Annotated in this window: 12 protein-coding genes; 7 read left to right on the plus strand and 5 right to left on the minus strand. The window is 72.9% G+C overall.

Going from position 1 to position 12,742, the window contains the following annotated elements; all coding sequences use genetic code 11:
- Positions 1-80: 80 nt before the first annotated feature.
- Both IE263_RS49515 and IE263_RS17675 read right to left on the minus strand, forming a co-directional pair.
- Positions 81-212, minus strand: coding sequence for a hypothetical protein (locus tag IE263_RS49515; protein ID WP_267971215.1), 132 nt, complete (start codon positions 210-212; stop codon positions 81-83).
- Positions 213-431: 219 nt separating this feature from the next.
- Positions 432-1,334 carry a LysR family transcriptional regulator gene (locus IE263_RS17675; protein WP_229911026.1) on the minus strand — a complete coding sequence of 301 codons (903 nt, stop codon included), beginning with the start codon at positions 1,332-1,334 and terminating at the stop codon, positions 432-434.
- 104 nt (positions 1,335-1,438) lie between these two features.
- Here IE263_RS17675 and IE263_RS17680 point away from each other — a divergent pair, with 104 nt between their 5' ends.
- Together IE263_RS17680 and IE263_RS17685 are read left to right on the plus strand one after the other, a co-directional pair.
- Positions 1,439-2,449 carry an NADP-dependent oxidoreductase gene (locus IE263_RS17680; protein ID WP_189937460.1) on the plus strand — a complete coding sequence of 337 codons (1,011 nt, stop codon included), beginning with the start codon at positions 1,439-1,441 and terminating at the stop codon, positions 2,447-2,449.
- Between the two features lie 51 nt (positions 2,450-2,500).
- Positions 2,501-2,707, plus strand: a complete 207-nt coding sequence (locus IE263_RS17685) for a DUF5988 family protein (RefSeq protein WP_189937461.1) — start codon at positions 2,501-2,503, stop codon at positions 2,705-2,707.
- A gap of 3 nt (positions 2,708-2,710) precedes the next feature.
- On the opposite strand, the gene IE263_RS17690 is transcribed toward IE263_RS17685, so the two are convergent.
- From IE263_RS17690 to IE263_RS17700, 3 genes are all read right to left on the minus strand, one after another.
- Entirely contained in the window at positions 2,711-3,571 is an 861-nt protein-coding gene (locus tag IE263_RS17690) for an alpha/beta fold hydrolase (protein WP_189937462.1), read from the minus strand.
- Positions 3,572-3,652: 81 nt separating this feature from the next.
- Positions 3,653-5,284, minus strand: a complete 1,632-nt coding sequence (gene pruA, locus IE263_RS17695) for an L-glutamate gamma-semialdehyde dehydrogenase (protein ID WP_189937463.1) — start codon at positions 5,282-5,284, stop codon at positions 3,653-3,655.
- Between the two features lie 47 nt (positions 5,285-5,331).
- On the minus strand, positions 5,332-6,312 hold the full coding sequence (locus IE263_RS17700) for a proline dehydrogenase family protein (RefSeq protein ID WP_189937464.1): 981 nt from the start codon (positions 6,310-6,312) through the stop codon (positions 5,332-5,334).
- Between the two features lie 164 nt (positions 6,313-6,476).
- Here IE263_RS17700 and IE263_RS17705 point away from each other — a divergent pair, with 164 nt between their 5' ends.
- From IE263_RS17705 to IE263_RS17725, 5 genes are all read left to right on the plus strand, one after another.
- Positions 6,477-7,676: a PucR family transcriptional regulator gene (locus IE263_RS17705; protein ID WP_189937466.1), complete on the plus strand. Its 1,200-nt coding sequence runs from the start codon at positions 6,477-6,479 to the stop codon at positions 7,674-7,676.
- Between the two features lie 97 nt (positions 7,677-7,773).
- Positions 7,774-9,267, plus strand: coding sequence for an ABC transporter substrate-binding protein (locus IE263_RS17710; protein WP_189937468.1), 1,494 nt, complete (start codon positions 7,774-7,776; stop codon positions 9,265-9,267).
- The gene (locus IE263_RS17715; RefSeq protein ID WP_189937470.1) at positions 9,264-11,006 is read left to right on the plus strand and encodes an ABC transporter permease subunit; all 1,743 of its coding nucleotides are present in this window, start codon (positions 9,264-9,266) and stop codon (positions 11,004-11,006) included. Before IE263_RS17710 ends, IE263_RS17715 begins: the two co-directional genes overlap by 4 nt.
- Positions 10,993-11,973 (plus strand): ABC transporter ATP-binding protein, encoded by a 981-nt coding sequence (locus IE263_RS17720; protein ID WP_189937472.1) that lies wholly within the window; start codon positions 10,993-10,995, stop codon positions 11,971-11,973. The genes IE263_RS17715 and IE263_RS17720 overlap by 14 nt, the downstream gene beginning before the upstream one ends.
- Entirely contained in the window at positions 11,970-12,644 is a 675-nt protein-coding gene (locus IE263_RS17725) for an ATP-binding cassette domain-containing protein (protein WP_189937474.1), read from the plus strand. The genes IE263_RS17720 and IE263_RS17725 overlap by 4 nt, the downstream gene beginning before the upstream one ends.
- Positions 12,645-12,742: the final 98 nt, after the last annotated feature.

Below are 12,742 nucleotides of genomic sequence, written 5' to 3' on the forward strand. Positions count from 1 at the left end.
GGTCCCGCTCAGGTCCGCGCCGCACCCCCTGCGGGCGCGGCTCCCGGATACAGGGGTGGTTCAGAGATCCCGCGGCCGGCTCAGTGGCCCGTCTCGCCGCCGTTGTCACGGCGGTCGAGGGCGCGCTGGAGGGCGGCTGCGGCGTTCTTGCGGTCGGACTCGCTCGTACGGGAGACGTGACGGACTCGGCGGCGGGCGGTCGTCTCGGCCATGGGGAATCGACTCCTTCGACAAACCAGGGAGCGGAAAGGGTTACGAGACGCCGGGTGGGGCGGGGAGCGGTGCCGCAGGGGTTGCCTGCACGGGGCCCGGCTCACGACCGCCATTCGCTGGATCGAGCGAGACGTTCGGCTCCTACAAAAGTAAGGGAGCAGCGCGCGACTGTCTCCACAAATACTTGGGCTTCCTACTATCTGAGACAGTGCAATGGCTCACACGGCGCTGAGCTGCGGCTTCTGCGGTTTCGTGTGGGCGCGCAGCTCCCGGACGAGGGCGCGGACGGCGGCCGTGGCGGCGAGTTCCGGTGTGGTGACGTAACCGATGCGACGGGTGGGGCGCGCGGGGCCGAGGTCGGTGATCCGCAGCCCCGGCGGCACCTCCGTGAGCGACAGCGCGGGCATGATCGCCATGCCGAGCCCGCTGCCGACCATCGACAGCACGGCTCCGTCGTCCTCGGCGCGCACGGTCGCGGCCGGGATCCAGTCCTGGGCGGCCCACCACTGACGTGTGTAGGAGGAGCAGTTCTCCTGCCAGTCGACGAGCGGCAGCGAGCGCGGGTCGGGATGCCCGGCCGGGTGCACCAGCGCGTACGGCTCCTCGAGCAGGAGGTCCCCGATCAGTTCGGGCGGGATCGGCGCGCTGGTGCCGAAGGTCGCGATGCCGAGGTCGGCGCGCCCCTCGGCCACCTCGCCGGCGGTGCCGGGACCGATCTCCCGCACGACCGTGACGGTCACCTCGATCCCCGGGTGGCGCGCGGCCAGGCGCTCCAGGACGGGCGGCAGCAGGTACAGGGCGGCGCTGCGGAAGGCGGCGACGCGCAGGGGCCCGGCGAGCCGGCGTGTCCCGGTGCCCCGCGTCTCGGCGACCAGCACCTCCAGCATCCGCAGGACCCGGCGCGCGTGCGCCACGGCCCGTGCGCCGGCCGGCGTGGGCCGGGCCCCGAACCGCCCGCGCTCGAACAGCACCACGCCCAGCTTGCCTTCGATGCCCCGCACCGCGTGGGAGACGGCGGACTGGGTGGCACCGAGCCGGACGGCGGCCGCCGAGAAGCCTCCCTCGTCGGCCACCGCCACCAGGGTCCGCAACTCCTGCGGCGCAAGATCAACCGAGTTCACACGTGTCTCCCACCTGCGACCATGAGGGCGTCTCATGGATCGCCCCGTTCCATGAGACCAACCCTCTCCCCGCCCCGGCGCATTCCTCCCTACGGTCCCCTCCCATGACCGACACCGCGCTCACCGTGCAGCAGACCGCCCGCCCGACCGGCTTTCCCACCCCCGACCACTTCCGCTTCGCCGAATCCCCCGTCCCGGAGCCCGCGCCGGGCACGGCCCTGGTCGAGAACCTCTACTGGTCGGTCGACCCGTACCACCGCGAAATGATGGACGAGCACTTCGAGTTGAACGCCCCACTGGAGGGCCGCACCCTCGGCCGGATCGTCGCCACCCGCGACCCGGTCGCGCTCCCCGAGGGGGAGATCGTCTTCCACCGCCAGGGCTGGCGCACCCACGCGGTGGTCCGACCCGAGGAGGTCAGACGCCTGCCGCACCACGACGGCGTACCGCTCTCCGCGTACCTGAGCGTCCTCGGCGGCACAGGCCTGACGGCCTATGTCGGCCTGACCCGCATCGCCCGACTCCGCGAGGGAGACGACCTGTTCGTCTCCGCGGCGGCCGGCGGGGTCGGCACCGCCACCGGCCGCTTCGCCCGCCTTCTCGGCGCGGGCCGGCTGATCGGCAGCGCGGGCACACCGGAGAAGGTCCGGTACCTGACCGAACGGGTCGGCTACGACGAGGCCTTCGACTACCACTCAGGTCCCGTCGCCGACCTCCTGGCCGAGGCCGCCCCGACCGGCATCGACGTCTTCGTCGACAACGTCGGCGGCGAGCACCTCGGCGCGGCGGTCGGCGCGCTGCGCGAACGCGGGCGCGTCGTCCGGATCGGCACGGTCGGCCAGTACAACACCCCCGAGGCGCCACCGGTGCTCTTCAACCACGCCGACGTGGTGGAGAAGAGCCTGCGCATCGAGGGCTTCCTGGTGAGCAACCACCGGGACGTACAGGAGGAGTTGTACGAGTTCGCCGTACCGCGTCTGCTCAGCGGGGCGCTCGCGCTGGACGAGACGGTGGTGGTCGGCTTCGAGCGGATCGTGGAGGCGTTCCTGCTGATGCTGCGGGGCGGGAACACCGGGAAGATCCTGGTGCGGGCGGCGGATCGCCCACACGGCTGATCCTGGGCGCGGGACGCGACATCGGGTTGCGGCAACGGGAACGGTGAGGTCATGAGCGACACGGCCAAAGCACTTCTCGAGGGTGGTCCGAAGGATCTGCCCGAGCGGATCGTCCCGGTCCCGCCCCCGGGAACCGATGTGAAGATCGAGTTCCTCGGCGGATACGAACACTTCAGGGCGACTCCGCGGCAGGCGGACACACCGGAGGGCACACTGCCCGTGTACGAGTGGTGGGAGCGGACCGAGTTCGCCGGGTAGCGTTCACCGCACCGCCGACGCCACCGCCTCCAGGAAGCCCTGCCGGTCCTCCGCCCACGGCATGTGTCCGGCACCCGGCAGGATCACCCGGCGCACGTTCGGCAGGGCCCGCTCCAGCGAGTCCACGGCCGAGCGCGGGCGGATGTCGTGTTCGCCGTCCACGATGAGGACGGGCAGGTCGAGGCCCCGGCAGGCGGCGTACAGCTCGGGTGTGCCCCAGGTCCGCTTCCGCTCCTCGTTGAGGGTCTTGTTGCACGCGGTGTTGATCCCGAACCAGGGGTCGGCCATGTGCCCGGCTTGCTCCAGGGCCCGGTCACGGTCCTCGAACTCGACCGACCACTGGAGCACGGCCCCCTCCCGTGCCTCCTCGTCCGTCATCAGCTGACGGTCCATCAAGTACCGCCAGCGCTGGAGTCGTTCGGGCCGCTCGCCGAGCCGGGCGAGGAAGTTCTCCCGGTACGCCGGGTGCCAGTCGGCGTCCGGTCCGATGCCCGTACCGCTGACGTAGATCAGCGTGCTCACCCGCTCCGGGTGCGCGAGCGCGTAGGCCAACGCCAGTTGGGCGCCCCAGGAGTGCCCGAGCAGGGCCGTCCGGTCGAATCCGAAGTGGCCGCGTACGGCGTCCAGGTCGGCCACGAACCGCTCGCGCGTCCACGGCCCGTCGCACCGCTGCGAACGCCCGCAGCCGCGCTGGTCCCAGCGGACCACCGTGGACCGGTCGGCCAGCGGCCCGGCCACGTCCTCGAACATGTCCCACAGTCCGGGCCCGCCGTGGCACAGCACCAGTGGCTCCCCCACGCCCGACCGCGCCGCCCACAGGCACACGCCGTCGTCGGCCGTCACCTTCTCCTCGGTCCACGTCATGGGGCCAGTCTGCCCGCGCGGACACGCGGACGGGCCGGGCCGGAGAAGAACTCCGGCCCGGCCCGTCCGTCGCGGGGGATGTCAGCCCATGTGCGGGTAGGTGTAGTCGGTCGGCGGGACCAGGGTCTCCTTGATGGAGCGGGTCAGGGTCCAGCGCGTCAGGTTCTGCGGGGCGCCGGCCTTGTCGTTGGTGCCGGAGGCGCGGCCGCCGCCGAAGGGCTGCTGGCCGACGACGGCACCGGTCGACTTGTCGTTGATGTAGAAGTTGCCGGCCGCGTAGCGCAGCTTGTCCATCGTGTAGGCCGCGGCGGCGCGGTCGCCCGCGATGACCGAGCCGGTCAGCGCGTAGTCGGACACCGACTCCATCTGCGTCAGCATCTCGTCGTACTTCTCGTCCTCGTAGACGTGCACGGCGAGGACCGGGCCGAAGTACTCGGTGGTGAAGACCTCGTTCTCCGGGTCGGTGCACTCGATGACGGTCGGGCGGACGAACCAGCCGACCGAGTCGTCGTAGGAGCCGCCGGCGACGATCGTGCAGGCCGGGTCCGACTTCGCGCGGTCGATCGCGGCCTTGTTCTTGGCGAAGGCGCGCTCGTCGATGACGGCGCCGATGAAGTTGGACAGGTCGGTGACGTCACCCATGGTGATGTAGTCGACCTCGGCCGCGAACTCCTCCTTGAAGCCGGAGTTCCAGATGGACGCCGGAACGTACGCGCGGGAGGTCGCCGAGCACTTCTGGCCCTGGTACTCGAAGGCACCGCGGGTCAGCGCGGTCTTCAGTACGGCGCGGTCGGCGCTCGGGTGGGCGACGACGAAGTCCTTGCCGCCGGTCTCACCGACCAGGCGCGGGTAGGAGCGGTACTTCTCGATGTTGGCGCCGACCGTCTTCCACAGGTACTGGAAGGTCCGGGTCGAGCCGGTGAAGTGGATGCCGGCGAGGTCGCGGTGCTCCAGGGCGACCTTGGAGACCTCGATGCCGTCACCGGTGACGAGGTTGATGACGCCCTTGGGCAGACCGGCCTCCTCCAGCAGCTGCATGAGCAGCACGGCGGCGTGGGTCTGCGTCGGGGACGGCTTCCACACGACGACGTTGCCCATCAGGGCCGGGGCCGTCGGCAGGTTGCCCGCGATCGCCGTGAAGTTGAACGGCGTGATCGCGTAGACGAAGCCCTCCAGCGGGCGGTGGTCGAGACGGTTCCACACGCCCGGGGAGTTGGCCGGGGGCTGCTCGGCCAGGATCTGGCGGGCGTAGTGGACGTTGAAGCGCCAGAAGTCGACCAGCTCGCAGGGGGTGTCGATCTCGGCCTGCTGGGCGGTCTTCGACTGGCCGAGCATGGTGGAGGCGGCCAGCGTCTCGCGCCACGGGCCGGCCAGCAGCTCCGCGGCACGCAGGATGATCGCCGCGCGGTCGTCGAAGGACATCGCGCGCCAGGCGGGCGCGGCGGCGAGGGCCGCGTCGATGGCGTCCTGCGCGTCCTGCTGGGTGGCGTTGCCGTAGGTGCCGAGGCGGGCCTTGTGGTTGTGCGGCTGCACGACGTCGAACCGCTCGCCGCCACCCATCCGCTTCTCACCGCCGATGGTGCAGGGCAGGTCGATCGGGTTGTCGGCCAGCTCCTTGAGCTTGGCCTCCAGCCGGGCGCGTTCGGGCGAGCCGGGGGCGTAGCCGTGCACCGGCTCGTTGACGGGGGTGGGGACCTGGGTCACAGCGTCCATGGGTTCCGTAACTCCTTACTGAGCGGGTTGCGAGCGGGGGTGCGGGCTCAGCCCTTGGTGATCATGCTGCGGAGGAAGAAGCGCAGGTTCGCCGGCTTCTCAGCGAGCCTCCGCATGAAGTAGCCGTACCAGTCGGTGCCGTAGGCGGTGTACACGCGCATGCGGTGGCCCTCGGCGGCGAGCCGCAGGTGCTCGTCGCCGCGGATGCCGTACAGCATCTGGAACTCGTACTCGTCGAGCTTGCGGCCGGCCTTGCGGGCCAGCTCCTGGGCGATGGAGATGAGGCGCGGGTCGTGCGACCCGATCATCGGGTACCCCTCGCCCTCCATGAGTGTCCGCAGGATGCGGACGTACGCCTTGTCGATCTCGTGCTTCTGCTGGTAGGCGACCTCGGCGGGCTCCTTGTACGCGCCCTTCACCAGCCGTACGCGACTGCCGCTCGCGGCGAGGCGGCGGGCGTCGGCCTCGGTGCGGAAGAGGTAGGCCTGGATGACGCAGCCGGTCTGCGGGAAGTCCTTCCGCAGCTCCTCGTGGATGGCGAACATCGAGTCGAGGGTGGTGTGGTCCTCGGCGTCCAGGGTGACGGTGGTGCCGATGGCGGCGGCGGCCTCGACGACCGGGCGGACGTTGGCGAGGGCCAGGTCGTGGCCGCCCTGGAATGCGGGGGCGGGCCCGGAGGGCCCTCGGTCGAGGGCGGTGGTGGGCGACGGGAGGGCCTGTCCGAACATCGACAGCTTGACGGACATCTCGACCTTGGGACCGAGCTCCAGCTCCTTGAGCCGGTCGATGAGCTGCAGATAGGCGTCCCGGGCGGCGGTGGCCTGCTCGCGGGTGGTGATGTCCTCGCCGACGACGTCCATCGTCAGCTCCAGGCCCTTGTCCGTGAGGTCCCTGATGATCGGCACGATGTCGTCGACCGTCTCGCCCGGGATGAAGCGGTCGACGACCTGCTTGGTCACCGGGGCCGCCGAGATCAGGCGTCGCATCCGGTCGCTGCGCGACGCGGCGAGAATCACGGGACCCAGCACGGGGCACCTCCACATACCAACCCATACGAGGCCGATACCCGACGATCCGGGAACGGCACGGAGAACCACCGTGAAACCTAAGGATCCCTCCGATCGTCGGCCATCGACAGCTGTCACGCATCCGTGCCGCAGATCTCAGACAGATGTATGAAGGGGTTGCCGGGATGGGGGAGAATGCCCCGGTGACGTCGGATACTGCGCCTTTCAACTACGCGGGTGACTACCAGGAGCTCGTCGACGAGATCTCGGAGCTGCTCGGCGCGCCCGCGACCCTGGAGAACCGGGACTTCGAGCTGATCGCCTTCGGCGCGTACGACAGCGAGGGCGAGCTCGACGCCTCCGCCCTGGACCCCGTGCGCACCCGCTCGATCCTGACCCGGCGTTCGACGGCGGCCGTCCGCACCTGGTTCGAGGGCTTCGGCATCACCCGCGCGACCGGGCCGGTCCGCATCCCGCCGACCCCGGAGGCCGGCGTCCACCGGGGCCGCGTCTGTCTCCCCGTACGCCACCGGGGCGTCGTCCTCGGCTACGTCTGGCTGCTGGACGACGATCCGGGTCCCTCGGACGCCCAACTGGCGTCCGCGATGCAGGTGACCGTCCGGATCGGTGCCCTGCTCGCGGACGAGGCCCAGCACGGCGCCGATCTCACCCGGGAGCTGCGGGCGGTCCTGACCGCCGAGCGCGGCTGGCAGCGGGACATGGCGGTGGCCGAGCTGCGCACCGCGCTCGGCGCCCGTGCCGACGGCCCCCACACCGTGGTGTGCGTGACCCCCTGGCCGTCCGCCGACCCGGACGACGCACCCTCGCTGCGTACGCTGCCGGGGGCGGAGGCCCTGTGCACGGTGCCGTGGGGCACGACGTCCCAGTCGCTGGCCCTGCTGGTGCGGCTGCGGGCGACGGACCTGCCGACGCCGGCGACCTCGGCGGCGGGGCGGTTGCTGGAGCGGGCGGGCGGAGCCGCCGCGGGAGTCGCCGGCGGGCGGCTCGGCCTGGCGGAGCTGGGCACGGCCTGGCAGGAGGCGGCCGCCTCGGCACGGGCGGCGCTGGCGGAGCCCCGGCTGGGGCCGGTCGCCCACTGGGCCTCGATCGGCCCGTTCCGGCTGCTCACCGCACTGCCGCCGGAGAGCGCGCAGGACCCGGCCGTACGGGATCTCCTCTCCCCCGCCCACCGGGAACTCGCCCGCACCGCCGAGGTCTACCTCGACTGCGCGGGCCAGGCGGGCCGTACGGCGGCGGAGCTGGGCATCCACCGGCAGACGCTGTACTACCGGCTGTCGCGCGTCGAGCAGTTGACGGGCCTGGACCTGGACGACGGGGAGGACCGGCTGCTGCTGCACATGGCGCTGAAGGCGCACCGGCTGTAGCGGCCCTCTGCTCCTCCCGCCGAATTCTTGAAAACGATTATCATCATGCTACTGTCAGCGCACTCACCCTTGATCACCTCTTGACCCGGAGGGCCCCGTGCGCCTGCCCGCCCGTCGCCTGCTCCCCCTCACCGCCCTCTCGGCCGCCTCCGCGCTGCTCACCGGCTGCTTCACCGGCGACGGATCCGCGTCCTCCGGCGCGGACGGCAAGCGCGTGCGCGTCGCGATGATGCAGCCGCCGCGCTCGGGCCTGTCGCCGCTGTCCGACGACGCGTTCAAGCTCTCGCGCTGGTCGACCGCCGAGACGCTGGTGAAGCTGGACGCGACCGGTGACGCCCAGCCCGCGCTCGCCACCTCCTGGCAGCAGAGCGGCCGGACCTGGAGCTTCGAGATACGCGACGGCGTCACCTTCCACGACGGCACGAAGCTCGACGCCGAGGCCGTCGTCCGCTCCCTCACCAAGGCCGCCACCGCCGCCCCCAAGCCGCGCATCCTGGACGGCGTCGAGCTGACCGCGAAGGCCGCCGACGCCGACACGGTCACCGTCACGACGGCCACCGAGGACCCCCTGGTCCCGCAGCGCCTCAGCTCGCCCCAGCTGTCGATCCTCGCGGCCAAGGCGTACACCGGGAAGACGGTGAACCCCCTCGGCGCGGGCACCGGCCCCTTCGAGCTGACCAAGGTCAACGGCACCTCCTCCGCCACCCTCGACCGCTACGACGCCTACTGGGGCGGCAAGGCCAAGGCCCCCGGCATCGACGTGCGGTTCGTACCGGACGGCACCGCCCGTGCGGCCGCCCTGCGCAGCGGCGAGGCCGACATCGTCGAGGCGGTACCGGTGTCGCAGGCCGCGCTGCTGGAGAAGGACCTCGTCACCGAGGTGCCCATGCCGCGCACCAACACCCTGTACCTCAACACCGAGAAGGGCGTCTTCAAGGACGCCTCACTGCGCGCCGCCGCCCGTGAGGCGATCGACGCCGAGTCGATCGTGCGGGGCGTGTACGAGGGCCGCGCCGACGTCGCCGAGGGACTGCTCGGGCCGGCGCTGCCCTGGGCGGACGAGCTGCGCGAGCCGGTGACCCGCGCCAAGGCGGGCGACCCGGCCGGACGGACCGTCACCATCGGCACCTTCACCGACCGCGCCGAACTGCCGGAGGTCGCCGCCGCGCTGCAACAGCAGCTGCAGAAGGCCGGGTTCAAGGTGAAGCTGGACGTGCGTGAGTACGCCAACATCGAGTCCGACGCGCTGGCGGGCGCGTTCGACGCCTTCATCCTCTCCCGGGCCACCGTCCTGGACTCCGGCGACCCGGCCGCCTACTTCTACAGCGACTTCGCCTCCGACGGGTCCTTCAACATCGCCCAGCTCAGCGACCCTTCCGTGGACGCGGCGCTGAAGAAGGCCGGCGAGACGCCCACCGGTGACGCCCGCCGTCAGGCCGTCATCGCCGCCGAGGCCGCCGTCCTCGCGACCGACGCGGCCGTGCCGATGCTGCACGAGCGGGTGATCCAGGGCGACGCCGCCGGGGTCGTCGGCGCCGCGCACGACCCGCGCGAGCGGGAGCTGGTCACGGCCGCCACGTACGTCAAGTGAGGTTCACCGCCGCCGGGTTCACCCGGGCCGTCTCCCTCCTCGCGGTCGTCGCCACCGTGGGCCTGCTGCCCTGGCTCTCCGGCCGCGACCCCGCTCTGACCGTCCTGCGCGCCCGCTCCGCCGAACAGGAGCCCACGCAGGAGGCCCTGGACGCCGTACGCCGCGACCTCGGTCTGGACGCCGGTCCCCTGTCCCTGCTGGGGAGTTGGGCCGCCGGCCTGGTCCGCGGCGACCTCGGCACCTCCTGGGTGTCGGGCACGGACGTCCTGCCGTCGGTGACGGCCGGGCTCCAGGTGTCGCTGGCCCTGATGGGCGCGGCGCTCGGCGTGGCGGTACTGCTCGCCGTCGTGCTGGTCGCGCCCGTGCTGGTGCGGGGGCGGGCGTCGGCCGGGGCGGGCGCCGCGATGCTCGCCGCCGTCCCGGAGTTCCTGCTGGCGACGGTGGGTCTGCTGGTGTGCGGGGTGTGGCTGGGGTGGCTGCCGACGTCCGGCTGGCAGGGGCCCGCGTCGATGGTGCTGCCCGCGGTCGCCCTGGGCGTCCCGGCGGGCGGGCTGCTCGGCCGGCTGGTCGCGGACGCGCTGCCGGCCGTGCTGGAGGAGCGGTGGGTGGAGCTGTGGCGGGGCGCGGGGGTGAGCCGGGCGCGGATCTCGGCGGCGGCCCTGCGCCGCGTACTGCCCCCGCTGGTTCCGCAGTTCGGCATGGCCGCCGTGGGCCTGACCGGTGGCGCGGTCGCGGTGGAGACGGTGTTCGCGGTGCCCGGCATCGGGCGTACGGCGCTGGGGGCGGCCAAGTCGCAGGACCTGCCGCTGCTCCAGGGCTCGGTGCTGGCGTTGCTGCTGCTCGGCCTGGTCGCCGGCGCGCTGGCGGCCCTGGTCCGGCGCCGCCTGCTGGGCCCGGCCCTGCGGGACGCCTCACTGGCCCTGCCGCCGCCCCGCCCGGTCCGCACCCACCCCGCGATCCCGCTGACCCTGGCGGCCGTCCTCCTCACCACGATCGGCTGGGGCCTGCTGCGCGATCCGTACGCGGTGAACACGGCGGCGCGGCTGGCCTCGCCGTCCTGGGCGCACCCGCTCGGCACGGACGGCCTCGGCCGTGACGTCCTGGCCCGCCTCGGACACGGCGCGGCGGCGACGGTCGGCACGGCGGCGGCCGTCTGCCTGTTCAGCCTGATCCTGTCGCTGGCCCTGGGCTTCCTCCCCGGCGTGGCGGCCGGTGCGGCGGACATCGCCAACGCGCTGCCCCCGGTGATCGTCGGCATCCTGGTCGCCGCGGCGGCGGGTCCCGGCACCGGCGGCGCGGCCCTGGCCGTCGGCGCGATCTCCTGGCCGCCCCTGTCCGCGCACGCGGCGGCCCTGGTGCAGGAGGTGCGGGCCTCGGCGTTCCTCACCGCCCAACGGGCCATCGGCGCACCCCCGTCCTGGATCCTCACCCGGCACGTCCTGCCCTCGGTGGCCGCCCCGGTCGCCCGTCACGCCCTCCTCCGCCTCCCCGGCATCGCCCTCGCCCTGGCCTCCCTGGGCTTCCTCGGCCTGGGCGCCCAGCCCCCGGCCCCCGAGTGGGGCCTCCTCCTCGACGAGTCCCGCGCCTACGTGGAACGCGCCCCCTGGGCAGCCCTGGCCCCGGCGATCGCCCTGGCGCTGCTGGCGGGCCTGGCGGTGTCGGGAGCCGCGTACGCACAGGGAAGACGGGGGACCGTATCCGCAACGGCCCGAAAGGAGACCCCCGTTGGCGTCGTCTGACATCCTGCTGTCCGTTCGTGACCTACGGATCGCCTTCCACGGTGTCGAGGCCGTCCGCGGCGTGTCCTTCGACGTCCGCCCGCGTGAAGTCCTCGCCCTGGTCGGCGAGTCGGGCGCCGGCAAGTCGCTCACCGCGCGGGCCCTGCTGGGCATGGCCCCGCGGGGTGCCACGGTGAACGGGGAGATCCGGCTGGACGGTTCCCCGGACCTCGCCGCCGCCCGCGGCCGGCGTATCTCGCTCGTCCCCCAGGACGCCCTCTCCGCCCTGTCGCCCGTGCACCCCGTCGGCGACCAACTCGCCGCCGCCGTACGGTCGGTGCACCGCGTCTCCCGCCGGGAGGCCCGCGCCCGTGCCGTCGCCGCACTGGACCGGGTGGGCATCCCGGACGCCGCCCGCCGCGCCCGGGCCCACCCGCACGAGTACTCCGGCGGCATGCGGCAGCGGGCGGTCATCGCGATGGCCACCCTCAACGAACCCGACCTCGTCGTCGCCGACGAGCCCACCACCGCGCTGGACGCGGAGCGCCGCGAGCAGGTGCTGCGGGTGCTGTCCGAGCAGCGGGAGGCGGTCGGCGCGGCCCTTCTCCTGGTCACGCACGACCTGGACGTCGTCCGCGACCACGCGGACCGAGTACTGGTGATGTACGCCGGCCGAACGAGCGAACTGGGGCCGACGCACACGGTGTTGGGCCAGCCCCGCGCCCCCTACACCGCCGGTCTCCTGGCCTCCCTCCCCCAGGACGGCCCCCGGCGCCGCCGCCTGCCCACCCTCCCCGGCACTCCCCCGGCCCCCGGCGAGCTCCCGCCGGGCTGCGCCTTCGCCCCCCGCTGCCCCTTGGCGACGGACCACTGCCGCAGCGAGGAACCGGAGACCCGGGAGCTCGACGGACGCCTGGTCGCCTGCCACCACCCCGACCGGATCCCGGACGACACGGCCACGTTGTTCGAGGAGGAACAACCGGCATGACGCACCTGCTCGACGTACGCGACCTGGTCGTCCACTACGGCACCGTCACCGCCGTGGACGGCGTCTCCCTCACCCTGGAGCCGGGCGAGACCCTCGCGCTGGACGGCCCGTCCGGCTGCGGCAAGTCGACCACGGCACTGGCGGTCCTCCAACTGCGCCGCCCGGACGCGGGTGAAGTCCGCTTCGAGGGAGTGGAGTTGACGTCCCTCACCGAACGCGAACTGCGTCCGCTCCGCCCCCGCATGCAACCGGTCTTCCAGGACCCGTACGGCTCCCTCAACCCCCGCCACCGCATCCGCGACGCGGTGGCGGAACCCCTGAAGGTCCAGGGCCGCTGGACCGAAGCCGACGGCCCCACCCGCGTGGCCGAACTCCTCGACCGAGTCGGCCTGGCCCCCTCCTACGGCGCCCGCCGCCCGCACGAACTCTCCGGCGGCCAGTGCCAGCGCGCCGGCATCGCCCGCGCACTCGCCTCCGACCCGCGCCTCCTGGTCCTCGACGAGCCCGTCTCGGCCCTGGACCCGTCCGTCCGCGCCGGCGTCCTGAACCTCCTGGCCGACCTCCAGGACGACCTCGGCCTCGGCTACCTGTTCATCTGCCACGACCGGGCGGTGGTACGGCACTTCGCGGACCGGGTGGTCGAGATGCGGGACGGCAGGCTGGTCACCTGACCTCGCCGGCGTCTTCCTCTGCGTTTCCGGTGCGTCACCCTGCGTCGCGGCCGATACCGGCTCGCACTGAACGGGGTGGGACCGCGCCACCAGCAGGT

It is taken from the genome of Streptomyces aurantiogriseus, from assembly GCF_014649375.1.
GTDB classification, from domain to species: domain Bacteria; phylum Actinomycetota; class Actinomycetes; order Streptomycetales; family Streptomycetaceae; genus Streptomyces; species Streptomyces aurantiogriseus.

What these genes read in the sequence shown, in the direction of transcription:
- IE263_RS17690 (WP_189937462.1), bottom strand. Translation starts at nt 3,571, where the DNA reads ATGACGTGGACCGAGGAGAAGGTGACGGCCGACGACGGCGTGTGCCTG.
- IE263_RS49515 (WP_267971215.1), bottom strand. Translation starts at nt 212, where the DNA reads ATGGCCGAGACGACCGCCCGCCGCCGAGTCCGTCACGTCTCCCGTACG.
- IE263_RS17680 (WP_189937460.1), top strand. Translation starts at nt 1,439, where the DNA reads ATGACCGACACCGCGCTCACCGTGCAGCAGACCGCCCGCCCGACCGGC.
- IE263_RS17725 (WP_189937474.1), top strand. Translation starts at nt 11,970, where the DNA reads ATGACGCACCTGCTCGACGTACGCGACCTGGTCGTCCACTACGGCACC.
- IE263_RS17705 (WP_189937466.1), top strand. Translation starts at nt 6,477, where the DNA reads ATGGGGGAGAATGCCCCGGTGACGTCGGATACTGCGCCTTTCAACTAC.
- pruA (WP_189937463.1), bottom strand. Translation starts at nt 5,284, where the DNA reads ATGGACGCTGTGACCCAGGTCCCCACCCCCGTCAACGAGCCGGTGCAC.
- IE263_RS17685 (WP_189937461.1), top strand. Translation starts at nt 2,501, where the DNA reads ATGAGCGACACGGCCAAAGCACTTCTCGAGGGTGGTCCGAAGGATCTG.